We start from the raw sequence: 23,204 nt of genomic DNA, 5'->3' as shown, positions 1-23,204 counted from the left end.
GTCGTGGACCGACTAGGATCGGGGATCGCCGCAGCCGGGGTCAACTGGCGTCCGATGTCCGGAAAAAAAACCGGCGCCCTTGCGAGGCGCCGGTTGCATTGCCAGACGATCGAATCGTCAGCGTCAGAAGCGATAACGCAGCGTCGCCTGGACCGACCAGCGTGACACGCCCGTGTTCACGCCGTCGCCATTGTTCTCCTGGATGGCGAACGACTGCGCGCCGGTGAAGTGGTACACGTACTTGCCGGTGGCCGGGTCGATGCCAGCGAAGTTGGCGATGCCGAGGTTCGAGTTGAAGCCCGCATCCTCGATCTGACCCCACTTCTTGTTGAAGAGGTTGCCGATGTTCATGATGTCGAGCGTCAGTTCGAGCTTGTCGTTCGCCATGAAACCGGGGAGTTCCTGGGTCAGGCGGACATCGAACATGTTCAGCCAGCCGGCGCGGAGCGCATTGGCCGGAACAACCTTGCCGCGGTACTTGCCGATGCTCGGATGGGCGGCAAGCCAGGCAAAGAACGCCGCTTCCTGTTCGGCTGCCGTATAGGTGCGGCCACCGGTCGTCAGGTTGGTGAAGATCACGTCGCCCGGACCCGTAGGCACGTAGAACAGGTCGTTGAACGAACGGCTGTCGCCATTGACGTCGTTGTAGAAGACCGCGCTGTACGGACGACCCGTGCGCCCTTCGTAGACGATCGACGCGGTCGTCTTGTTGTCACCGAAGAACTTCCATTCCTTCGTCAGTTGCGCGGTCAAACGATGCTTGAATGCATAGCGCGAGTCGTAGGCAACGTTCTCGTTGGCGTTGAAGGCAAGCTGGTTGTTCCAGTTCGAGGTGTTCTGCGAACTGGTCATCGGGCTCACTTCCTTGGCCTGCGTGTGCGTGTAGGCCGCCAACCAGGACCAGCCGGCATCCGTCATCGGCTTGGCGAGGCTCAGGGTGATCTGGTTGCCGTTACCCTTGTCGGTGTTGCGCACGATCATGACGTCACCAATGTCCGACGGGCGGTTGGCGCGCGCGACACCACCGGTCGGCGTGGTCAGCGACGTCAGCCAGCGGCTCGGATCGATGCCGTTGGCGTTCCAGAAGATCGCGCGGCCATCCGGACCGGTGTAGTTCGGCGCACCGACGTCCAGGCGGCCCATGTAGATGCCGTCCTTGTTCCAGAAGGTCAGGAACTCGACCGACGCGACCATGCCCCACCACGGCAGCTCATGGTCGAACGCGAGGTTCGCCTTCCACACCGACGGCATCTTGAAGCCAGGCTCGATGATGTCGACGTTCTGACGCGCACCGACCGAACCCGAAACCGGCTGGTTGTTCGGATCAGGATTGAAGATCGGTCCGATGTTCGAACCGCTGGCGCTGTACTCGACGTAGTTGCGACCGGTGTTCTGGTAGGCGCCGGAGATCCATACGTTGGGCGGCGAGCCCATGAACAGGCCGAAGCCACCGCGAACCTGCGTCGGACGCTCGGCCTCGATGTTGTAGTTGAAGCCGAAACGTGGCTGGATGATCGTGCCGCTGGGCAGGTTCGTGTTGTCGTAGCCGTAGAGCTGCTCGATGCGCGCGTTGTAGATCGGCTTGTTCTTGAAGTCCGGCCGGTCGACGCGCACGCCATAGGTCAGATTCAGGTTGTACGTCGCCGCCCAGCTGTCCTGCAGGAACAGCGCGGCGTTCTCGATCTCGAACCGCGCCGGAATGTCGGCGTAGCTGCCGCCGGGCACTGGCGCGCGATAGTCGTACTGCCTCGGAATACCCTGCGCGAACAGATCGACGCTGCCGAAACGGTATGTGCCGTTCTGGTTGCGCCCGTAGTAGTTGAAGATTTCGTTGTTCGACCAGTCGAAGCCAAACTTGACCGTATGGTCGCCAGCGAAATAGTTACCAGCGAAGAAGGCGCTCTTTTCCTTCGTCTCGACGATGTTCACGTGGCGGTTCTGCTCGGTACCGAGCAGGATGGCGTTGTTGCCGAAGTCGATGCGGATCTGCGGGAGGTTCGCGGTCGGCTCGGCGATCGCCGCATAGTCGCGATAGGAAAGCTTGATCTCGGTCGAGAAGTTCTCGTTCCAGTCGCTGAAGAGCTCGCCGACATAGCTCTCGAAGGTCTTGTTCTGGTTGTACCAGTGGGTATTCAGCGAAATGGAGGTGTTCCAGCTCGACGGCGGCAGCTTGGCGACGTCCTGGGCCATCTTGCTGTAGCGGAAGCTCAAGCGATGGTCTTCGTTGATGTTCCAGTCGATCTTGGCCGCGTATTCCTCGATGTCGGTGCCGAGCGAGTCCACGCCGTCGAGCGAGCCGGCGTCGAAACCCCAGACGTCACGCGCGATCTGCTGCACGGTGGCAATGTCGGCATCGGTGATGTCGCCGCGCCCGTACGGCGAATTGAGGATGTCGGGGCCCGGCGCCTTGCGCTCGAACTTTTCGTAGTTCAGGAAGAAGAACAGGGTGTCCTTGATGATCGGGCCGCCCAGGGTCAGGCCGTAGGTCTTTTCGTCCCGGAAGCCCGTGAAGTCCTTGCCGTTGCGGTCTTCGCCGACCATGTCGTCGTTGCGATACACGCCGTAGACACTGCCGTGGAACTCGTTGGTGCCCGACTTGGTGACGGCGTTGACGACGGCACCGCTGCCACCCGATGTGGTCACGTCGTAGTTGGCGAGGCCGATGTTGATTTCCTCGATCGCATCCATCGAGACCGGCTGGCGCTCGGTCGGCAGGTTGTTGCTCTCGAGACCGAACGGGTCGTTGGTCGACACGCCGTCGATGCGGATCGCGTTGAAGCGCGTGTTCTGGCCACCCGCCGAGATCGCGCCGTCGGCCTTGCTGACCTGGGCGATGCGCGGATCGAGGCGCATGTAGTCCTGGATGTTGCGGCCAATCGAGGGCAAAGCCTGGATCTGCGCGTTGGAGATGCTCGTGCCGGTACCCATGTTCTCGGACGCGAAGACGCCGCCGGCACTGCCGGTCACGACGATCGTGTCGAGCTGCGCGGCGTCGACAAGTGCCGCGCTGACGGTATTGGCCTCGCCGAGCTTGAGGTAGACGTTCTCGCGAGTCTCGGTCACGCCATCCTTGGTGATGACGACCGTGTATGGGCCACCGACACGCAGGCCGCGCACCGTGTAGCGACCCGACTGGTCCGTGACGACACGGCTGACGGTTCCGGACAGGTCATGGGTGATGACCACCTCGGCCGACGCGGCGGGGCGCCCGCTGCTGTCGGTGATCACGCCATTGAGGCCTGCCGACGTGCTCTGCGCATAGGCGCCGGACACGGCGAAAAGCGAGGAAAGAACCAGCGGCAGCAGCCGCATCGTCAGTCGCTTGTTCATCATCACTACCATCCTCTCGGTTGCTTGCAGCAGGTGTGCGGCAATCCGGACACGACGCGCGCGACGCGCGCGCCGGCTGCAGATTGCGGGCGGTTATACGGATTGAGGCTCTGAATGGGCGTGCGCCGATGACTTCCCCAGCCGGCAAGCGCGCGCGCATTAACCGCAGTTTAACCCGACTCTGTGACAGATTTCTAACGAAACCAGGTGGCGCGGACGGCCGCCAGCCGGCGACCCTGGCCAGGGCCCCGGAAATTCCGAGAGTCCATGAATCCAATCAATTGGTTGCGCGAGGAAACATCGAAACCGCCTGAGCTCAAGAAGGAGCGTGGGCCACATAGGCGACCACGCCATCGAGGAACATCTGCACGGACAGGGCGACCAGGAGCATGCCCATCAGACGCTCGAGCGCGACCAGCACGCTGTGGCCGAGCCAGCGATAGAGGTAGGTCGAGGAAACCAGGATCAGCGCGGTCGCCAGCCAGGCCAGCGACAGCGCGATGCTCCAGTCGACGGTGCGCCCCGGATCGCTGTTGGCGAGCAGCATGACCGCCGCCATCGTCGAAGGCCCGGCCACCGCCGGGATCGCCATCGGCACGATGAAGGGCTCACCATCCGCGTCGCCGAAGATGCCGTCCTTGGGCGGAAAAATCATGCGGATGCCGATCAGGAACAGGACGATGCCGCCGGCAATGCCGACAGACTCACGCTTGAGCTGAAGCAGTTCGAGCAGGTACTTGCCGGCAAACAGGAAGACGAACAGCACAACCAGAGCGATCGCCAATTCGCGCACCAGGACGAGTCGCCGTCGCGCCGGCGCGACGTTGCGCAGCAGACTCAGGAACAGGGGGATATTGCCGAGCGGATCCATGATGAGGAACAGCAGGATGCCGGCAGATACCGTGCTCATGCCGTTTTCCATCGCGCACCTCTGGGGTCAGGATGCCTGCGCCGTGCGCAGGTCGAGGGTCTTGCCACGCAGGCTGTGGGCTTGCGCGCCGAGCAGGAAGGCCACCGCCGCACCAGTCCGGTCCGGTGTCGGACGCGTCGTCGCATCTTCACCGAAATACGCCATGCGGCGCAGGGTCGTGCGCATAGGCGCCGGCAGCAGGCCGTGCACGCGCAACGGGCCGTTGGCCTGCTCGTCGTGCAGGACCGAAGCGAAGCCAGCCAGGCCGAATTTGCTGACGCCATAACTGCCCCAGTAGGCCTTGCCGACGCGAGCCGGGTCGTCGAACACGAAGACCACGGCGGCGTCGGCCGCTTCACGCAGGAGCGGCAGGCAGGCGCGGGTCAGCAACACCGGTGCGTTCAGTCCCACCTGCTGTGCGCGCAGCCAGTCGAGCGGCTTGGTCTGATCGATGGTCCGCAGGCCATCGAAATGAGCCGCAGCATGGACAAGCCCATCGAGGCGACCACACTGCAGTCGCACCGCGTCGACGATATCGTCATGATCGCCAGGGCCTGCCCCTTCCAGATCGACCGGATAGATCGCCGCCTGTGGCCCGCCAAGCGCCTCGATCTCGTCGTAGACCGCTTCGAGTGCGCGAACCTTGCGCCCCGCCAGGACGACAGTCGCCCCGACGCGCGCACAGGCCAGCGCCGTGGCGCGGCCGAGTCCACCGCTGGCGCCAGTGACGAGAACCACGCGCCCCTGCAGCGAGCCGGGAGCCGCAACAGGATGGTCGATCCGCTCGAGCGGCAGCAACATGCTCACGCGCGATGGATGTCCTTGATGATGCGCTCAAGCTCACCGCTTTCGTACAACTCGAGGGTGATGTCGCAGCCGCCGATCAGCTCACCGTTGATGAACAGTTGCGGGAAGGTCGGCCAGTTCGAATAGCGCGGCAGGTTCGCGCGCACTTCGGGATCCTCCAGCACGTTCACCGAGACGAACGGCGCACCGATCGTCTTGAGCACCTTGACCGTGCGCGAGGAGAAACCGCACATTGGGAATTGTGGCGTGCCCTTCATGAAAAGCACGATCGGCGACGACTCGACTGTCGTCTTGATGCGGTCGATGATGTCCATCGGAAAACCCGGGGCTGTGGCGCGCAGAGCGCACCGGAATGGCCGCGAATGGTAGCACTCGGTTGAACCCCCGGGCGTGCGTCCCTATCCTCGCCAGCCCGTTCCCCGACTGCCGGAGCGCCTGCTTCATCGCGCGTGCAACCGGCATCGGCGAAGATACGCACCCGGCCGCAGTGCCGCCCTACCCATCGGCAAGGAGTTCCTCCATGGCTATCGAGCTTCCCCCGCTTCCCTGGGCGCGAGACGCGCTCGCTCCGCAAATCTCGGCCGAGACGATCGACTACCACTACGGCAAGCACCACCAGGCCTACGTCACCAACCTCAACAACCAGATCGCGGGCACCGAGTTCGAGAACCTGTCGCTTGAGGAGATCATCCGCAAGTCCAGTGGCGGCATGTTCAACAACGCCGCGCAGATCTGGAACCACACGTTCTATTGGAACTGCCTGTCCCCGACCGGTGGTGGCGAACCGAGCGGACGCCTGGCTGATGCGATCAACAAGGCTTTCGGTGATTTCGCAAAGTTCAAGGACGAGTTCAGCAAGACCTCGGTCGGCACCTTCGGCTCGGGCTGGGGCTGGCTGGTGCAGCGTCCGGACGGCAGCCTCGCCCTTGCCAGCACTTCGAACGCCGGCACGCCGCTGACCGGCAGCGACCGCGCCCTGCTGACCTGCGACGTCTGGGAACACGCCTACTACATCGACTACCGCAATGCGCGGCCGAAGTACGTCGAGGCGTTCTGGAATCTCGTCAACTGGGATTTCGTCGACAGCCAGCTCGCCTGACGGCAGATTGGCCGATGTGACGAATCGCGGCGCTTCTGTGGGAGCGCTGTAGGAGCGGCTGTAGGAGCGGCTGAAGCCGCTCCTACCGAAGACCGACCGGAACGCCCCGTGCTATGCGCTATCCGAGCGCCGCGATGACAGGAGCAACCTGCTCCGCGCGGCCGAGCGCACGACCGACGCGTTCGAGCATGGCGGCGAGGGTGGCCGGATCGTCCGCACACAGCGTCGCATGACCGACCTTGCGTCCCGCACGCGGCGACTTGCCGTAGTCGTGCCAGTGCGCGCCAGGCTCGGCGAGCACCGGTCCGGCTTCCGGCAGTTCGCCGATCCAGTTCAGCATGACGCTGTGACCACGTGCGGCAGTATCGCCGAGCGGTTGCCCGAGCACGGCGCGCACGTGATTCTCGAACTGGCTGCACGCAGTGCCTTCAATCGTCCAGTGGCCGGAATTGTGCACGCGCGGCGCCATCTCGTTGGCCAGCAGCTGCCCCCCGTGCACGAACAGTTCGAGGGCGAACACGCCGACGTAGTCGAGCCGCTCTGCCAGTTCACGCGCATGCGCGATCGCGCGCTGCTCCAGTTCGACAAAGCCTTCCAGCGGCGCAAGGCTCGCGGACAGGATGCCGTCGCGATGCCAGTTGCGCGTCAGCGGGTAGTGGCGGAACTCACCGCTGCGCGAACGCACGGCGATGACCGAAACCTCACAATCGAACGGCACGAAGGCTTCGAGGATCAGCGGCACGCCGCCGAGGCGTTGCCAGGCGCGCTCGATATCGGCTGGTTCACGCAGCACACATTGACCCTTGCCGTCATACCCGAGCCGGCGCGTCTTCAACACCGCGGGCAGGCCGATGCGCGCGCAGGCGTCGCGCAGGTCGTCGAGACTGTCGACGGTGGCAAAGGCCGGGGTGCCGATGCCCGCCCCGGTGAACAGGGTCTTTTCGAGGAACCGGTCCTGGGCGGTCGCCAGGGCCTCCGGGTTCGGGAACACCGCAACATGCCCGGTCAACCAGTGGGCTGTCTCGGCCGGCACATTCTCGAAATCGAAGGTGGCGACGTCGATACGCCGGGCAAATTCGACCAATGCATCCCGATCCCGCCAGTCGGCATGCAGCAGCGGCGCCACCTGGGCCGCGCATGGATCCTCGGCATTGTCGACGACAAGGAAACGATGCCCGAGCGGCGCACCGGCCAGGGCAAGCATGCGCGCGAGCTGGCCGCCGCCGAGGATGCCGATCGTGGCCATGGCTAACCCACTAACCCGCGCGCGGATCGTCGGCGGCGACGACCGCAGCCGTCTGCTCACGGCGCCAGGCATCGAGGCGCTCCGCCAGCACGGGATCGCTGGTGGCCAACATGGCCGCAGCAGCGAGGGCTGCATTGACTGCACCGGCGCGACCGATGGCGAAGGTCGCGACCGGAATTCCGGCAGGCATCTGCACGATCGAAAGCAACGAATCGAGCCCGTTGAGCGCCTTCGATTGCACCGGTACGCCAAGCACCGGCAAGCGCGTCTTCGCCGCCAGCATGCCCGGCAGGTGCGCCGCGCCACCGGCGCCGGCGATGATCAGGCGCAAGCCCCGCCCTACCGCCTGTGCGGCATAGTCAAACATCACGTCCGGCGTGCGGTGCGCGGAAACGACGCGCACCTCGTGGGCAATGCCGAGACAAGCCAGCGTTTCCGCGGCATGCCGCATCGTCTCCCAGTCGGACCGCGACCCCATCACCACGCCAACCAGCGGGTCACCCAGCGTCATTCCGCCCATGTTCGGTTCATGCGAAAGCCTCTATTGTACGCGCATGCGCGCCATCGATCTGCCGAAAGGGTTCACCGTGGACACCCGCCTGCTCGAGATTCTCCGCTGCCCGCTGACGCAGCGCCCGTTGCGTCTGCTCGACAAGGATGGCCTGCGCGCCCTGAACCAGGCGCGTGCGGCCAGCGGCGTACCATCGGTCGCCTGGACTGCTGCGCTGGTCACCGACGACGGGCGTCGCGCCTATCCGATCGAAGACGATATCCCGGTGCTGCTGGCCGGCGCCGGCATCGATGCCGGCGACATCACCGGGCTCGTCGCCGCAAAGCCGCCGTGAAGCGGGCGTGACAGACTTCACATTCACATGAACAAGCACTAGGGGATCCTCACAGGCGCTTGCAGCCGTTGCCGGGGCGATTCTGCACCCGGCACGGCAGCAGGGGAAACGACGCAACATGAGCAATCCAGACGACAAACCGGGCAGGATCTTCGATTTCCCGCAGCGCCACGGCCTGGCTGCCTCGGGTGATCGTCTCGGCGAACTGCTCAAGCTCGTGCGCGGCATCGCACTCAAGCGCGTGAACGGCTTGGTCAACTCCTTGTTCGAGAACGTCGACGACGCGCTCTTCCATCTTGCCGAGCGGGCCGAGAGCAACGCCGTGCAGGTGCAGTTCTTCGACGGCATGCGCGAGGTGCGCAAGAAGCGCCAGCTGGTCGAACGCATCTTCCAGGAGCAGTTGTCGAAGATCTTCAGCGACTTCGCTGATGGCAAACTCAAGCCGGTCAAGCCGGAGCTTGCCCCACAGTCGTCATCCGGCCTGTCGCTGGTCGACGATGTCGAACTGGAGGAATCGCTGGCGATCTCGAGCATGGCGGCGAAAGCAGAGAACCGCCTCTCGCGTACCCTCTTTGCGGTCAACCAGCGCCTCTCGGTCATCAACGGCGGCGCACCCGTCGAGGATTCGAGCAACCCGCTCGGCCCCGCTCCGCTGTGCAACGCCTTCCGCCAGGCGGTACGCGAGTTCGACCTCAACGTGCAGGTCAAGCTCATCATCTACAAGCTGTTCGACCGCTACGTGATGTCGGGGCTCGAGTCGCTGTATGACGAAGTCAACGCCGAACTGATCCAGGCGGGCGTGCTGCCGCAGATCCGCCATCGGGTGGCGCCACTGAGGGGCTCACAGCCAATGGGGGCGTCGGACCCACCACAGCCTCCTGCGCCGGGCGAGATGCAGGAACCGGGCGCGGGCACGCCGGCCAGCACCTATTCGAACAACCCGACTTACGATCCCGCCGCTGCGGAACTTCAGGCCGAACTGTACAACCAGCTGCGCAGCCTTCTGGCCGCCCGGCGCCCGCAGCAGATGGAGTACGCAAGCGATACCGCCGAGTTCGGCGGGCGCGGCACGACGCCGATGGTCCCGAACCTCAGTCCGACCGACCTGCTGAGCGCGCTTACCATCCTGCAGAGCCAGACGCTCGCCGCGCAGTCACAGGTCAATTCGATCGCCGACGCCACCCAGGCGGTCACCCAGATCAAGCAGGAGCTGCTCGATCAGGTCGGAAAACTGGGCGGTGAAGCGCACGGACACCATGTCTCCACTGCGGACGAGGACACGATCGATCTCGTCGGCATGCTGTTCGAGTACATCCTGAAGGATCGCAACCTGCCTTCGGAGATCCAGGCACAGATCGGTCGCCTGCAGATTCCGTACCTGAAGATCGCGATCCTCGACAAACACCTGTTCGCGCAGAAGTCGCATCCGGCGCGTCGCCTGCTCGACGCGGTCGCCGAGGCTGGCAAGAGCTGGACGGAAGAATCCGATCCCGACCACAAGTTGTTCAACCGCATCAAGTCCGTTATCGAGACCGTGCTGACCGACTTCGATGACGATCTCGCCGTCATCGAGCACGAGTATGCGAGCTTCGACCAGTTCATCCATCAGCACCGCAAGCGCGCGGAACTGGCCGAGCAGCGCGCCGCTGAGGTCACGCGCGGTCGCGAGAAGCTGCACACTGCGCGGCGCAACGCGGCACGCGAGATCCTCGCGCGGATCGGAGACCGTGAACTTCCAGCCGTCGTGCACGACGTGCTGTCGCGGCCCTGGGCGAACTACCTCGTCCTTACCGAGCTTCGCCATGGCACCTCGTCCGACGAGTGGAAGAATGCCTTGCGCTTCGCCGACGAATTTGTCTGGAGCGCGCTGCCCAAGCAGAGCGACGCCGAGCGTGCGCGCCTGCGCTCGCTGTTGCCGCACATCGAGAAAGCACTGCGCCACGGCCTTGGCACGGTGGCCTACCACGAGGGTGACGTACGCCTGCTCATGCAGCAGCTGTCACAGTTCTACCAGCGCGTCATCAATGGCGAGGCCCTCGAGCTGACGACTGCAGAGGAAGTGATCGCGTCGCATGCGGAGGAGACAGACGCGAACGCTGTGGATGCAGGTGGTGCGGCTGTGACGAAGCAGAGTCCGGTCGAGGAAATCGTGCTGAGCTCGGGCTCCCTCGAGCCCGAAACTGTCGAAGTCGACGAAGACGACGAATACGTGAGAACGGCCAAGGAACTCAAGGTCGGCACCTGGGTCGAGTTCACCGATGAATCAGGCAACCGCGAGCGCGCCAAGCTGTCGTGGATCAGCCCGATCAGCTCGAAGTACCTGTTCGTCAATCGGCGTGGCCTGAAGGTTTGCGACAAGAGCGTGGCGGCCCTTGCTGTCGAATTGAGACGCGGCTCGACGCTCGTCCTCGAGGAAGTCCCGCTGTTCGACCGTGCCCTCGATGCGATCGTCGAGCGCCTGCGTCAGACGCAACCGCCCTCGGTTGAGCCACCGCCCGCCGGCACCGGCTGACCGCGCGGCGCTTTCCCTGCGCAGCCGAATGCCCTAGTCTGCCAGCCCCCTTGGAGGCTTTGCCCGGGCATGAACGCCGTCCCTGTCGACATCGTCCTGGCCGACGTCGAGCGTGCCCTTGCCGAAGACATAGGCCCCGGCGACGTCACCGCCGACCTGCTGCCTGCGCTGATGCCGGCGCGTGCGCGCGTAATCACGCGCGAGGCTGCGGTCGTGTGTGGCCGTGACTGGTTCGAAGCCTGTTTCCGCCAACTCGACCCGGATCTGCGCTTCGAATGGAAGGTGGAGGAAGGGGCTCGCGCAGAGCCTGGGCAACTACTCTGTCAGATGCAAGGCCGCGCGCGCGCGCTGGTCACCGCGGAACGCAGCGCCCTCAATTTCCTGCAGACGCTGTCGGCGACCGCGACGGTGACGGCGGCGCACGTCGAGGCGGTACGTGGCACGCGCACGCGCATACTCGATACGCGCAAGACCCTGCCGGGATTGCGTCAGGCGCAGAAGTACGCGGTCCGGGTCGGTGGTGGCACGAACCACCGCATCGGACTCTACGACGCGGTTCTGATCAAGGAAAACCACATCGCCACCGCCGGCTCGCTTGCTGCCGCCGTGGCCCGCGCGCGCGCACTGCATCCGACAGTCATGGTCGAGGTCGAGGTCGAGAACTTCGGCGAGCTGCGCGAGGCGCTCGATGCTCGCGTCGATCGCATCATGCTCGATGAGTTCGAGCTGCAGGACCTCGTGCGCGCAGTCGCCGAGGTCGACGGACGCATTCCTCTGGAGGTTTCTGGAGGCGTAGGGCTCGACCGTGTCCGTGCAATCGCCGAGACTGGCGTTGATTTCATCTCGGTCGGCGCCCTGACCAAGCACGTCAGGGCGATCGATCTGTCGATGCGGGTCGAACTCGGTCAGCGTCAAATCTTGCCGAGATAGCGCAACACGCCGAAGGCGGTGGCCGCCAGCAGCACCACGGCGACCACGACCCATACGACTGCCGATGAGCCACTCTTGCCTGCCGGAGCAGCCGCCGGTTCACTCGTTACGGCCTTCGCCGCCGTCGACGGTTGCGCTCCTGGCGCAAGCAGCAGGAAGCGGATCGTGTCAAGGCGCAGTTCCTCGCCGGGTCGCAGCATGCCGGTATGGATGCGCTTGTCGTTGATCCAGGTGCCGTTGGCAGAGCCGAGATCCTCGACCATGACGCCCTCGGCCGTGACTTGCAGTCGGGCATGGTGGCGCGAGATTTCGTCGGCCTGGATCGGAATGTCGCAATCGTTCTGCCGTCCCATCGTCATCGAGCCACTGAGGGCGAAATTGCGCCCGAAGGTGGCTCCGGATACCCCGCGCAGCATGAACTTCGGCAAGGCCATGCGGATACGCGTACGCCCGTCTTCGGTCAATGCGGGAGCAGGTGGCGGCATCGGTGACGCCGCGGCGCTGCGCTCCTGGGCGACGACACGGCAACCGATGCGGCCGAACAGGAGCAGATCGCCCGGCTTGAGCGGTTCCGACTGGGAGATCTGGCGGCCATTGAGCACGGTGGCGACACTTGGGTCGCGCGTGCGCACCGTCGCCGCCCCCCCGGCGACCTCGATCTCGCAATGGTCCACGGCGACTCCAGGGGCGACCAGCACGATCTGGCAATCGCTGCCCGATCCGACCCGTGTGACACCTTCACCCAAGACCACTTCAGCGTGTTCGCCATTCGGGAAAATGAGCTTCATTCGAATCCCCTGCAACTCGGTCATTGGGCGAGTTCCCGAACGACGCGGAAACCCAGGCTGTTCAATGCGACATCTTCGGCGTAACTGTCGGCTTTCGCCACATTTTCCTTGTCCGCAACCGACAGCCAGCTGCGGCCACGGACACCATGCTCGCGGCAACCGGCGACCAGTGCACCGCTGGCACCGCAGGAACCCACCCATTCGCGCACATTGCCGTCGATGTCGAACACGCCAGCCACAGCGCCGAAACGACCGACCGGCGCGGTGGATGCGTGGCCGTCGTCGCAGTCGGCACCTGTGCGCGTGTCGTAGGCTCGGTTGAATGCCGCATCGGCAAGATTCGCCGTCGTGCAGCTCGCTGACGGCACCTGCCGAGCAAGCTGCTCCCACTCGCTCGGCTTGGGCAGGCGATAGCGCTGGCCGGTTTCGCGACTGAGCCAGTCGACGTAGGCCTGCGCCTGCTGAAAACTCACGCAGACCACAGGATGGGTGTCGTCCTGCACGATGTCGGGGGCTTGCCAGGTCCGCTTGCGCGACGAGCGGAACACCGATTCGCGATCACGGCATGACGGGAGCTTCGAGGCGAACTGGCGTTCACCACCGCTGCGCCAAAACTGCGCGAACTCCGCCTTCGTCGTTTCGCGCCGCGCCACAGCCCAGCCACTGCCAACGACGATGAGTTCCGGACCACGCGAGCTGCCCATCGAATCGCGGAACACGAAGCCCGGCATACCGATGCGATCCACACCTTTGAGTGCTTCTCGGGCACGCGCATTGCCAGCGTCGATGGCGAGCAGTCGCTCATAGGCTCCGCGTGCCGCCGCCTTGTCCCATTTCGCGACTGCGGCCTGGGCTTCGGCATCGAGTTTCTCCACCTCGCGACGGCGCCGGTCCCTCGCCGCGGCGACCGTCTCGGCGCCTTCGGGGATCGAACCGGCCACTTCGATGGCCTTGTCCACGTACCCGCCAAATTCGGGGACATTGCCATCCTTCCAGGCTTTCTCGGCCAGGCCGAGATACGCCTGGGCGACGTCGACGATGCCCTGCCGCGCCGGTTTCGACTTGGCGTCGATGCGCAAGGCCACGCTGAAACGCTCGAAAGCGTTGTTGCGCTGCGGGCTGGTGAGGCGCTGGGCGGCCAGGTCCGCGCGCCCGGACCGCACGAGCTCTACCACCGGATCGACCACGGTCGGAACCTTCGACAGGTCGAATGGCTCGGCTTCGTCGGTCCCCAGGCCACTTTCCAGCACCTCCGCTGCATCTTCGGCCTCGCCCTGTCCGGTCGACGCCTCGCTTGCGACGGAGTCCCGCCCGCCACTCTCGGCGACTGGCACTGACGGCTGCGCTGGCGGTTCACGGGCCGGCGGCGGGGCGACCACGGTGGCGTCCCGCGCCGTTGTCGCAGCCACTGCGGGGCGTTCGCCGCTGCGCAAGCTGACCACGGCATATAGCACCAGACCGACCAACAGGACTCCGACCCCGGCAATCGTCCACGGTAACCACCGGCGGCCGGCAGCCGGTGCAGCCATACCGCCAGCTCCCGCACCTGCCGCAAGCCGTGATTCCTCGATGGTCGGCAGCACACCGATCTGCGTTGCCGCCTCCGCCGGCCGGGCTGCAGTGGCTGCTGCCAGCGCATCGCGCCGGATGACACGCGTCGGCGCTTCCGCATCATTGGTCGGTGCACGCGGTTGGATCGCTGCGAGCGCCTGCACGAATTCGTCGGCCGTCTGGTAGCGCTCCGCGGGGTCCTTCGCCAGCGCCTTGTCGATCAGCGGCTGCCAATGCGCCTGTGCAGCGGGCAGGCGCGGGATCGGTTCGAACACGTGCGCATACGAGACGGCGAAGCCGTCGGCTCCTTCGTATGGCGGCCTCCCGGTCAGGCCGAACCAGGTCAGCACACCGAGACCGTAGAGGTCCGAGCGTGCATCGACGTCGCCGCCACGCGCCTGCTCGGGGCTCATGTAGTGACTGGTGCCGACCGAAATGCCCGCACTGGTGATGCGCGCCGCCTGGCTGACCGCACGGGCAATGCCGAAATCGGTGAGCACCGGTGTGTCGTTGAGATCGAACAGGATGTTGCCGGGTGCGACGTCGCGGTGCACGTAGCCGCGCTGGTGCGCATAGCCGAGCGCGTTGGCCACGCCTTCGAGGATGCGCACGAGCTCCTTCTCACTGATGCCGCCCCTGACGCGCAGGGCGAAATCGCCACCCGGGAGGTGCTGCATCGAGAAGTAATTGAGCTGGTTCTGGGTCACACCGACGTCGTATACCTGCACGATGTTCGGATGCGCCAGCGAAGCGAGCATGCGTGCTTCCTGCAGGAAGCGCTTCGAGAAGGCTGGATCGGCGGCCAGGGCGGGGGCCATGACCTTGAGTGCGACATCACGCTCCAGCGAGGTCTGCAGCGCGAGATAGACGCTGGCCATGCCGCCCGAGCCGATCTCGCGCCGGATCAGATATCCCGGGATCTCGATCGCCGTCACTGACTCTCTCCCCGTCGGTTGCTCGCTGATTGTATCGAATCGTGGCGCCTGCGCCGCGCAGAACCCGCAATGACCTTGCCTCCGGACGGTGTCGGCACCACACTCGGCGGATGACCGGGACCTTGGCGTTCATGCTCGCTGCCGGCGTCGCGCTGGCACTGTGGTTCGATGCACAGGCCGCACGCGAGCGGGCCATCCTGCATTGCCGTCGCCTCTGCGACGAAACCGGGTTGCAACTGCTCGACCATACCGTGTCGTTGCGGCGGATTTCGTTGCAGCGTTGGCAGGGCCGAGTGGGCCTGCTTCGCCGCTACGGCTTCGAGGTCAGCCTGGACGGCACCGATCGCCATCCGGGCACGATAAGTTTCGTCGGACGCTGGCGGGTGGGTTACACCGTACCCGAACGCCCGGCTCCCCCTGCATCACAGGCGTTTCCGCCAACCTGAACGACGGCTACTTGACGACGGTAAGGCGCGGCCGGCCCGGTGGTGCTTCGTCCGGCATCTGCGGCGGTTCCGGCGGACTCGGGGCCTCGGCCGGAAACATCATGCCTTGGCCGTTCTCCTGCGCGTAGATCGCGAGCACCGCATGCACAGGCACCTCGATGCCATGGCTCACGCCACCAAAGCGAGCGAGAAAGGTGATGCGCTCGTTGCCAATGTCGAGCCTGGCCACCGCACGTGGAGCGATGCTGAGGACGATGCGTCCGTCCTTGACCGCAGTCTGCGGGACGATCACGCCGGCGATTCCGGCATCGACGAGAATGTAAGGCGTCATGCCGTTGTCATTGATCCAGTCGAACATTGCCCGCAGCAGATACGGGCGGTTCGACGTCATGGCAGGCGTGGACACCGCAAAACCCTCAATGGCGCAAGGCGCGCTCTTCGGCAGTGAGACTACGCGTGAAACCCTGACTGCGGAAGATGCGCTCGCCGTAATCGAGGATTGATTGTGCTTCACGCGGCAACTGGATGCCGAGAGATTCGAAGCGCCAGATCAGCGGCGCAAGCGCGCAATCGGCCAGGCTCATCTCAGGGCTGAGGAAAAACTTCGAGGCGCGAAATGCCGAGGCGTTGCGCACGAGCTCGTCACGCAAGGCCTTGCGCGCGGTTTCGGCACCACGGCCACCGGCCTCGATCTGGTCGACCAAGGTCAGCCAGTCGTTCTCAAGGCGAACCACGGCAAGGCGCAGGCGCGCACGGGACAGGGGATCGACCGGCATCAGCGGCGGGTGCGGATAGCGCTCGTCAAGGTACTCGCAAATGACATTGGTGTCGTAGAGGACGAGATCGCGGTCGACCAGGGTCGGCACCGAGTTGTACGGATTGAGCTCGACCAGATCGGCCGGTGGACGGTCGAGATCGACCGTCACATGGTCGTAGCTGACGCCCTTGGCGGCGAGCACGAGCCTGACCCGGTGGCAATGCACGCAATCCGGGGCCGAGAACAAGGTCAGGACTGCGCGCGAACGCTGACTCAAGGCCATTTCGGAACACCTCTCCCCTGCGGGTCATGCCGCCGCTCGTCACGGAAACCGGGTTCGCCCCGGCCCTCCCACCGCTCCGCGACACTTTAGGATGCTCGGATCGATCCCGCAATGGCGTCACGGCGCGCTTGCGCCACGAGGCGCCCGCCGGCACACGGGGGCGCCGGGCCATGCACCGGGAACCGGATACCGGCCCTGCACCCGTGGCCAAGTGCTTGTCAGTGAACGTCTTTCCAGTATTCCTGCTTGAGCAGCCAGGCCAGCAGGGTGAACACGCCAAGGAACAACAGGACCCATACGCCAACCTGCTTGCGGACCAGCCCAGCCGGCTCGGCCGCGTACTGCAGGAAATTGGCGATGTCACGAGCCACGACGTCGAAGGCCTTCGGATCGAGGCGGCCGGGCTGGTGCATCTCGAACTTCTCGAAGACCGGGTCGCCGCCCTTCTCACCGGGCTTGAACACGGCCGTCTGCACGCCCTGGAGTTCCCACAGCGCGTTCGGCATGGAGGCGTTCGGGAAGGTCGTGTTGTTCCAGCCAAGCGGCCGCGAAGGATCAAGGTAGAACGACTTGAGGTAGGTGTAGATGTAGTCGACACCCTTGGCGCGCGCCATCAGCGAAAGGTCGGGCGGCGCGGCACCGAACCAACGCTTGGCATCCTCGACGTCCATCGACGGCGGCACCTGATCGCCGAATTTCGCCCCGGTGAAGTTGAGGTTGTCCATGACCTGCTGTTCGGTCAGACCGAGGTCGCTGGCAATACGCGAGTAGCGCATGAGCTTCAGCGAATGGCAACCCGAACAGTAGTTGAAGTAGAGCTTGGCCCCGTTCTGCAGCGACCCCTGGTCGCTCAGACTGGCATTGGCCTGCTGCAGCGAGCCACCGGAGGCTGCCATGACCGGAACACCGACCGCCATGGCCAGCACGAACAGGAGCGCGAGGAAGGAATGGCGCATCAGCCGCATGCTCGTCTTGTTAGTCATGGCCAGTCACCCGCTCCGGCACCGGCTTGGTTTTCTCCCAGCCGAAATAGGTATAGGCCCACAGGAAGGCGAAGAACCCGAAGTACAGCACGGTCAGGACACGCCCGACGATCGTCTCCACCGGGTCGGTACCTGGGCCGGCGCCGATCTTGCCGAGCCAGACGAAGCACACGCCGAGCACGAAGATCGCCACGCGGAATCCGGTGCCGCGATAGCGCCAGGACTTCACCTTGCCGCGGTCGAGCCAAGGCAGGAAGAACAGCACGATGATGGCACCAAACATCACCAGGACACCGAGCAGCTTGTCCGGCACGACGCGCAACATCGCGTAGAACGGCGTGTAGTACCAGACCGGCTTGATGTGTTCGGGCGTGACCAGACGGTTGGCCTCGACGAAGTTGTCGTGCTCGAGGAACCAGCCCCCCGCGGTCGGCTCGAAGAACAGGATGAAGGCACAGATGATCAGGAAGAAGCCCGTGTAGAACGTGTCCTTCACCGTGAAATACGGGTGGAACGGCACGCCGTCGGCCGGCGCGGTCGGCGACCAGCGGTTGCCCTTCGGGCCCTTCTTGATCTCGACGCCGTCGGGGTTGTTCGAGCCGACCTCGTGCAGGGCGAAGATGTGCAGCACAACCAGCAGCAGGAGCACCAGCGGCAGGGCGACGACGTGCAGGGCGAAGAAGCGGTTGAGAGTGGCGTCGGAAGGCAGGTAGTCACCCATGATCCATTCGGTCAGCGCCCCACCGACATAGGGAATGGCGCCGAACAGCGAGATGATCACCTTGGCGCCCCAGAACGACATCTGGCCCCACGGCAACACGTAGCCGAGGAAGGCTTCGGCCATCAACACCAGGTAAATCAACATGCCAAGCACCCACACCAGTTCACGGGGCTTCTTGTACGAGCCGTACATGACGCCGCGGAACATGTGGATGTAGACGACCACGAAGAACGCCGATGCACCCGTCGAGTGCATGTAGCGGATCAACCAGCCCCAGTCGACGTCGCGCATGATGTACTCGACCGATGCAAAGGCTTCCGCCGCGCTCGGCTTGTAGTGCATCGTCAGGAAGATGCCGGTGACGATCTGGTTGATCAGCACCACCATCGACAGGACGCCGAAGATGTACCAGATGTTGAAGTTCTTCGGAGCGTAGTACTCCGTCATGTGCTTGCGGTAGAACGGACCGAACGAGGGCGCCCGGTCGTTGAACCAGCCCTGCAGGTCGGTCATGGCGCGGGTCAGTCGGTTCATGATCAGGCCGCCCCCTCGCTGATGCCGATGATGATGTGGTCATCATCGACGAACTTGTACGGCGGCACGACGAGGTTCGTCGGCGCCGGCACGCCGGAGTAGACGCGCCCGGCCATGTCGAAACGCGACTTGTGGCATGGACAGAAGAATCCGCCCTTCCAGTCCGCGTCGAACGGCTCGGGCTTGAGCTCGGCATGCAGCTTCGGCGCACAGCCGAGGTGAGTACACAGGCCGACCAGGACGAGGACCTCCGGCTTCAGCGAACGATATTCGTTCTGCGCGAAGGCCGGCTGCTGCTCCGCATTCTCGGACTTCGGATCCCGAAGCAGCGGATCGAGGCCCGGCAGGGCGTCGAGCTGGGCCTTCGTACGGCGGATGATCCAGATCGGCTGGCCGCGCCATTCGGTCATCAGCATCTGCCCGTCTTCGAGCTTGCTGATGTCCGCCTCGACCGGTGCACCGGCCGTTTGCGCGCGCGCGCTAGGCTGCCAGGACTTGATGAAAGGTACGGCCGCAGCCACGACCCCCACACCGCCGACGACAGCTGTCGTCGCGGTCAGGAATCTGCGGCGGCCCTTATCGACGCCGTCATTTGCCATCCGGCACTCCAGAGCACTGTTGCTGTTCGCGAAAGATCCCGGTTCGGGCGATCGGCAGCCGGGCCCGAAAATCGTGCTAGTTTAACGAACGGCCCCGAACCGCACAATCAAACCCGCCGCCCTCGTCCGTACGGCCAGCCATCGCTCTGCTCCCCATGCCACGCGCACCCCGCGGAACCGCCGCCTTCATCCTGCGATTCGTCATCCTCGGGCTGGCCCTGGCCTTCGTCGCGAGCATCTTCTTCCCGCAACTGGTCGGGCGCCTGCGCGGCACCGCCACCGATGCCGCATCGACACCGACCGGGCCTCGCGCCGTGGGGCCAGTGTCGTATGCCGACGCAGTCGCCCGCGCCGCGCCGGCCGTGGTCAACATCTACGCCAACAAGCTCACCACCGTACGCCAGCTGCGCATCGTCCCTGACCCGCTGACCCAACGGCTGTTCCGTGCGATCAGCCCGCCGTATACGCAACGCGAGCAGAGCCTCGGCTCGGGGGTCATCTTCAGCACCGACGGTTACGTGCTGACCAATAACCACGTCATCAACGGTGCCGACGATATCCAGGTGCTTCTGTTCGACAACCGCGTCGCGCATGCCCGGGTGATCGGCACCGACCAGGAGACCGACCTGGCCGTGCTCAAGATCGACGCCGGCGACCTGCCGACGATCAGCATTGCCGACCGCGGCGCCGTGACCGTCGGCGACGTCGTGCTCGCCATCGGCAATCCGTTCGGCATCGGCAAGACCGTGACCATGGGCATTGTCAGCGCCACCGGCCGCCAGCTGCGCCTGTCCGAGTACGAGGACTTCATCCAAACCGATGCCGCGATCAACTTCGGCAACTCAGGCGGCGCCTTGGTCAACGCCCTCGGCGAACTCGTCGGCATCAACACCTCGAACTACCGCAACGCCGGCATGCGTGGCGGCACCGTGCAGACTTCCGAGGGTATCGGCTTCGCCATTCCGGTCGCCACGGCCAAGACCGTGCTTGAACAGATCGTCGAGCATGGCATGGTCATCCGCGGCTCGCTCGGCCTGGAATATGCCGACAATGCTCTGGTGCCGACGAATGCGGCGATGTCCTCCGGCGTGACCGTGATCGAAGCCGGGCCAGGCGGCGGCACCAATGCCGGCATCCAGCCCGGCGACATCCTGCTGCGCCTCGACGGCGTCGAGATCCGCAACCGCGCCGACCTGATCGGCCGCGAGGCCGCACTCGCACCGGGCTCGCGCGTGCGCGTCGAAGGCTTGCGCGCAGGAATCCCGTTCGACTTCGAGGCGATCGTCAGCCAACGCCAGCCACGCTCCGAGGGCTAGGGGGCCAGCGACGGCACGAAACGACCGTGGGAAACGGCTGCAGGAAACGGCTTCAGCCGTGATGCCTTGGTCGTACAACGCAACAACGAAAAAGAATCACGCCTGAAGGCGTTTCCTACAAGAACCTTCTTTCCGCCACTGCCCCGACGCCCCTACAACGCCTTGCGATAGCGCTCACGAAGGGTCGCCACGCGCTGCACATAGACCTGGGTCTCGGCATACGGCGGCACGTCACCATACTTCTGCACGGCGCCGGGGCCGGCGTTATAGGCGGCCGTGGCGAGCCGCTCGTCGCCGTTGAAACTGCGCAGCATCTGCGCGATGTACATCGCCCCGCCACGGATGTTCTGGCTGACGTCAAAGGCGTCATCGACGCCGAGATCGGTCGCCGTGCCCGGCATCAGCTGCATGAGCCCCTGAGCGCCCTTGGCCGACAGCGCCATCGGGTTGAACGCCGATTCCGCGTGCATGACCGCACGCAACAATGCGGGATCGACGCCGAACTCGGCCGCGGCCCCTGCGATCTCGTCACGGTAGGCCTCGAGGTTGAGGCGCGTGCTGGCGAAGTCGATCTTCGAATGGATGTCGCAGGCAACGCAGGTCGAGATGTAGCTGAACAGCAGAGCGTAGCGGCCGTCACGCGGGCGCACATTCGTGTATTCGGTGATGCCGTTGGCACGATCGACGCGATACACCGCACCGCGCAGCACCTTCGGCGCAATCTTCGAGGTGGTGGGGCCGGTCATGACCTTCGAGCCGGATTCGCCGGTAGCCAGCGGCGCGACCGCGGCAACCGGCTGCGCCGGCATCGTCGTGGACGTCGCCGCGGACAGCATCGGCGCGGTCGAAGTCACGCCGGACCGCTGTGCCTTGGGGTCGATGCTCTCACGGTAGTCCCAGGCCTTGGCAGGCACGGCCGCGACGGACCTGGCCGGCGGCGCCGGCGTCTTCGGCGCGGCATAGCTGCCCAAGGCGGTGCAACCGCGGAACGAATCCTTCTTGTTCGTGTAGGCAACGCTGCCGCCGGGCCCTTCGCACTTGTAGAGCACATCCGCGCGCGCGGCAGCCACGCCGAGTGCAACGGTGGCGAGGACAATCATGCGCAGGATGGTGGCAGGCGACATGGTTGTGTTGGATCGGTATCCGGCGACGGGGTTCCGTGGCTGACTGCATGTCCGCCCAGGTGCTCACGGCACGCTGGCAGGCCCGGGGGGACAGCGCGTAAACTACTGTGTTCGCTCACGATTCTCCACCCCCATGGCCGGCAAGCTGTACATCAAGACCCACGGTTGCCAGATGAACGAGTACGACTCGGCGAAGATGGCCGACGTGCTGCATGCCGCCCATGGACTCGAACTGACCGACAACGAGGCCGAGGCCGACGTCATTCTGGTCAACACCTGCTCGATCCGCGAGAAGGCACAGGAGAAGGTGTTCAGCCAGCTCGGCCGCTGGAAGCAGCTCAAGAAGGACAAGCCGGTGGTCATCGGAGTCGGCGGCTGCGTCGCCAGTCAGGAAGGCGAGGCGATCATCAAGCGCGCCCCGTTCGTCGACCTCGTGTTCGGCCCGCAGACCCTGCACCGCCTGCCCGAGCTGATCGCCGCCCGTGAGGCGACCGGCAAGCCGCAGGTCGACATCAGCTTCCCCGAGATCGAGAAGTTCGACCGCCTGCCCGAACCGCGCGCCGAGGGCCCCACGGCCTTCGTGTCGATCATGGAAGGCTGCTCGAAGTACTGCACGTACTGCGTCGTGCCCTATACGCGCGGCGAGGAGATCAGCCGGCCGTTCGATGATGTCGTCACCGAAGTCGCCCTGCTCGCTGAGCGCGGCGTGCGCGAAGTGACCCTGCTCGGCCAGAACGTCAATGCGTACCGCGGCGCGATGCACGGCGGCGGCAGCGCCGACCTTGGCCTGCTGATCCACGCGATCGCCGAGATCGACGGCATCGGCCGGATCCGCTTCACCACCTCGCATCCGATGGAATTCGGAGACTCGTTGATCGAGGCTTATGCCAACGTGCCGAAGCTCGCCAACTTCCTGCACCTGCCCGTGCAGTCGGGCTCGGATCGCATCCTGGCGGCGATGAAGCGGGGCTACACCGTGCTCGAATTCAAGCAGCGCATCCGCAAGCTGCGTGCGGTGCGGCCGGACATCTGCATCTCGTCGGACTTCATCGTCGGTTTTCCCGGGGAAACCGAAGCCGATTTCGACAAGACCCTCAAGCTCGTCGCCGACATCGGTTTCGACCAGAGCTTCAGCTTCATCTACTCGGCCCGGCCCGGCACACCGGCGGCAAACCTCGCCGACGACACCCCAGCCGAGGAAAAGAAGGATCGGCTTGCGCGTCTGCAGGCCCTGCTCGACAACCATGCGCGCGCGATCAACGCCGCCATGGTCGGCAGCGTGCAGCGAATCCTCGTCGAAGGTCCGAGCCGGCGCGACGCCGACGAACTGACCGGCCGGACCGAAAACATGCGCAAGGTCAACTTCGCTGGCCCGGCCCGCCTGGTCGGCGAATTCATCGATGTCGAAATTACCGGGGCGAAGAGCAATTCGCTGCGCGGCCGCGTGTGCACGCGCGAAGAATGCGCGGCCTGAGTCGTCGGAATCTC

General features: G+C 64.9%; 21 protein-coding genes. 7 read left to right on the top strand and 14 right to left on the bottom strand.

Annotated features, from left to right (window positions below):
* Nucleotides 1-123 precede the first annotated feature (123 nt).
* The 4 genes from KF907_RS07725 to grxD form a co-directional block, all read right to left on the bottom strand.
* On the bottom strand, nt 124-3,330 hold the full coding sequence (locus KF907_RS07725; RefSeq protein WP_291219501.1) for a TonB-dependent receptor: 3,207 nt from the start codon (nt 3,328-3,330) through the stop codon (nt 124-126).
* 316 nt (nt 3,331-3,646) lie between these two features.
* A complete protein-coding gene (locus KF907_RS07720) occupies nt 3,647-4,240 on the bottom strand; it encodes a YhgN family NAAT transporter (RefSeq protein ID WP_291219499.1) in 594 nt (197 codons plus the stop codon).
* Nucleotides 4,241-4,267: 27 nt separating this feature from the next.
* Nucleotides 4,268-5,041 carry an SDR family NAD(P)-dependent oxidoreductase gene (locus KF907_RS07715; RefSeq protein WP_291220278.1) on the bottom strand — a complete coding sequence of 258 codons (774 nt, stop codon included), beginning with the start codon at nt 5,039-5,041 and terminating at the stop codon, nt 4,268-4,270.
* A gap of 2 nt (nt 5,042-5,043) precedes the next feature.
* Nucleotides 5,044-5,361, bottom strand: coding sequence for a Grx4 family monothiol glutaredoxin (gene grxD, locus KF907_RS07710; RefSeq protein WP_291219498.1), 318 nt, complete (start codon nt 5,359-5,361; stop codon nt 5,044-5,046).
* 206 nt (nt 5,362-5,567) lie between these two features.
* Here grxD and KF907_RS07705 point away from each other — a divergent pair, with 206 nt between their 5' ends.
* Entirely contained in the window at nt 5,568-6,146 is a 579-nt protein-coding gene (locus KF907_RS07705; protein ID WP_291219497.1) for a superoxide dismutase, read from the top strand.
* A gap of 118 nt (nt 6,147-6,264) precedes the next feature.
* Here the strand turns inward: KF907_RS07705 and KF907_RS07700 are convergent, their stop codons facing one another.
* Nucleotides 6,265-7,392 (bottom strand): 5-(carboxyamino)imidazole ribonucleotide synthase, encoded by a 1,128-nt coding sequence (locus tag KF907_RS07700; RefSeq protein ID WP_291219495.1) that lies wholly within the window; start codon nt 7,390-7,392, stop codon nt 6,265-6,267.
* Nucleotides 7,393-7,402: 10 nt separating this feature from the next.
* The gene (purE, locus tag KF907_RS07695; protein WP_291220276.1) at nt 7,403-7,903 is read right to left on the bottom strand and encodes a 5-(carboxyamino)imidazole ribonucleotide mutase; all 501 of its coding nucleotides are present in this window, start codon (nt 7,901-7,903) and stop codon (nt 7,403-7,405) included.
* Between the two features lie 43 nt (nt 7,904-7,946).
* On the opposite strand from purE, the gene KF907_RS07690 reads away from it, so the two are divergent.
* The 3 genes from KF907_RS07690 (at nt 7,947) to nadC (ending at nt 11,679) form a co-directional block, all read left to right on the top strand.
* Entirely contained in the window at nt 7,947-8,237 is a 291-nt protein-coding gene (locus tag KF907_RS07690; RefSeq protein ID WP_291219494.1) for a Trm112 family protein, read from the top strand.
* A 118-nt stretch (nt 8,238-8,355) separates the two neighbouring features.
* Complete coding sequence (locus KF907_RS07685) at nt 8,356-10,749, top strand: DUF1631 domain-containing protein (RefSeq protein WP_291219493.1); 2,394 nt, start codon at nt 8,356-8,358, stop codon at nt 10,747-10,749.
* Nucleotides 10,750-10,818: 69 nt separating this feature from the next.
* A complete protein-coding gene (gene nadC, locus KF907_RS07680) occupies nt 10,819-11,679 on the top strand; it encodes a carboxylating nicotinate-nucleotide diphosphorylase (protein ID WP_291219491.1) in 861 nt (286 codons plus the stop codon).
* On the opposite strand, the gene KF907_RS07675 is transcribed toward nadC, so the two are convergent.
* Both KF907_RS07675 and KF907_RS07670 read right to left on the bottom strand, forming a co-directional pair.
* Nucleotides 11,661-12,467 carry an FHA domain-containing protein gene (locus KF907_RS07675; protein ID WP_291219489.1) on the bottom strand — a complete coding sequence of 269 codons (807 nt, stop codon included), beginning with the start codon at nt 12,465-12,467 and terminating at the stop codon, nt 11,661-11,663. The two genes, nadC and KF907_RS07675, sit on opposite strands and share 19 nt — an antisense overlap.
* Before the next feature lie 20 nt (nt 12,468-12,487).
* Entirely contained in the window at nt 12,488-14,953 is a 2,466-nt protein-coding gene (locus KF907_RS07670; RefSeq protein ID WP_291219487.1) for a bifunctional serine/threonine-protein kinase/formylglycine-generating enzyme family protein, read from the bottom strand.
* 131 nt (nt 14,954-15,084) lie between these two features.
* On the opposite strand from KF907_RS07670, the gene KF907_RS07665 reads away from it, so the two are divergent.
* Nucleotides 15,085-15,399: a DUF3301 domain-containing protein gene (locus KF907_RS07665; protein WP_291219485.1), complete on the top strand. Its 315-nt coding sequence runs from the start codon at nt 15,085-15,087 to the stop codon at nt 15,397-15,399.
* Between the two features lie 7 nt (nt 15,400-15,406).
* On the opposite strand, the gene KF907_RS07660 is transcribed toward KF907_RS07665, so the two are convergent.
* From KF907_RS07660 to petA, 5 genes are all read right to left on the bottom strand, one after another.
* Nucleotides 15,407-15,790 carry a ClpXP protease specificity-enhancing factor gene (locus KF907_RS07660; protein ID WP_291219483.1) on the bottom strand — a complete coding sequence of 128 codons (384 nt, stop codon included), beginning with the start codon at nt 15,788-15,790 and terminating at the stop codon, nt 15,407-15,409.
* 25 nt (nt 15,791-15,815) lie between these two features.
* Nucleotides 15,816-16,439: a glutathione S-transferase N-terminal domain-containing protein gene (locus KF907_RS07655; RefSeq protein ID WP_291219482.1), complete on the bottom strand. Its 624-nt coding sequence runs from the start codon at nt 16,437-16,439 to the stop codon at nt 15,816-15,818.
* A gap of 218 nt (nt 16,440-16,657) precedes the next feature.
* Entirely contained in the window at nt 16,658-17,422 is a 765-nt protein-coding gene (locus KF907_RS07650; RefSeq protein WP_291219481.1) for a cytochrome c1, read from the bottom strand.
* Complete coding sequence (locus KF907_RS07645) at nt 17,415-18,677, bottom strand: cytochrome b (protein WP_472843830.1); 1,263 nt, start codon at nt 18,675-18,677, stop codon at nt 17,415-17,417. The genes KF907_RS07650 and KF907_RS07645 overlap by 8 nt, the downstream gene beginning before the upstream one ends.
* A gap of 2 nt (nt 18,678-18,679) precedes the next feature.
* Nucleotides 18,680-19,276 carry a ubiquinol-cytochrome c reductase iron-sulfur subunit gene (gene petA, locus KF907_RS07640; protein ID WP_291219480.1) on the bottom strand — a complete coding sequence of 199 codons (597 nt, stop codon included), beginning with the start codon at nt 19,274-19,276 and terminating at the stop codon, nt 18,680-18,682.
* Nucleotides 19,277-19,431: 155 nt separating this feature from the next.
* Between petA and KF907_RS07635 the strand changes: the two genes are divergently transcribed.
* Nucleotides 19,432-20,592, top strand: a complete 1,161-nt coding sequence (locus KF907_RS07635; protein ID WP_291219479.1) for a S1C family serine protease — start codon at nt 19,432-19,434, stop codon at nt 20,590-20,592.
* Nucleotides 20,593-20,744: 152 nt separating this feature from the next.
* Here the strand turns inward: KF907_RS07635 and KF907_RS07630 are convergent, their stop codons facing one another.
* Entirely contained in the window at nt 20,745-21,716 is a 972-nt protein-coding gene (locus KF907_RS07630) for a lytic transglycosylase domain-containing protein (RefSeq protein WP_291219477.1), read from the bottom strand.
* A gap of 133 nt (nt 21,717-21,849) precedes the next feature.
* On the opposite strand from KF907_RS07630, the gene miaB reads away from it, so the two are divergent.
* A complete protein-coding gene (gene miaB / locus KF907_RS07625) occupies nt 21,850-23,190 on the top strand; it encodes a tRNA (N6-isopentenyl adenosine(37)-C2)-methylthiotransferase MiaB (RefSeq protein ID WP_291219475.1) in 1,341 nt (446 codons plus the stop codon).
* Nucleotides 23,191-23,204: the final 14 nt, after the last annotated feature.

Origin of the sequence: Dokdonella sp. (assembly GCF_019634775.1) — a bacterium.
Lineage (GTDB): Bacteria > Pseudomonadota > Gammaproteobacteria > Xanthomonadales > Rhodanobacteraceae > Dokdonella.
The sequence above is the reverse complement of the archived record's forward strand: the minus strand, read 5'-3'. Positions and strand labels throughout refer to the sequence as shown.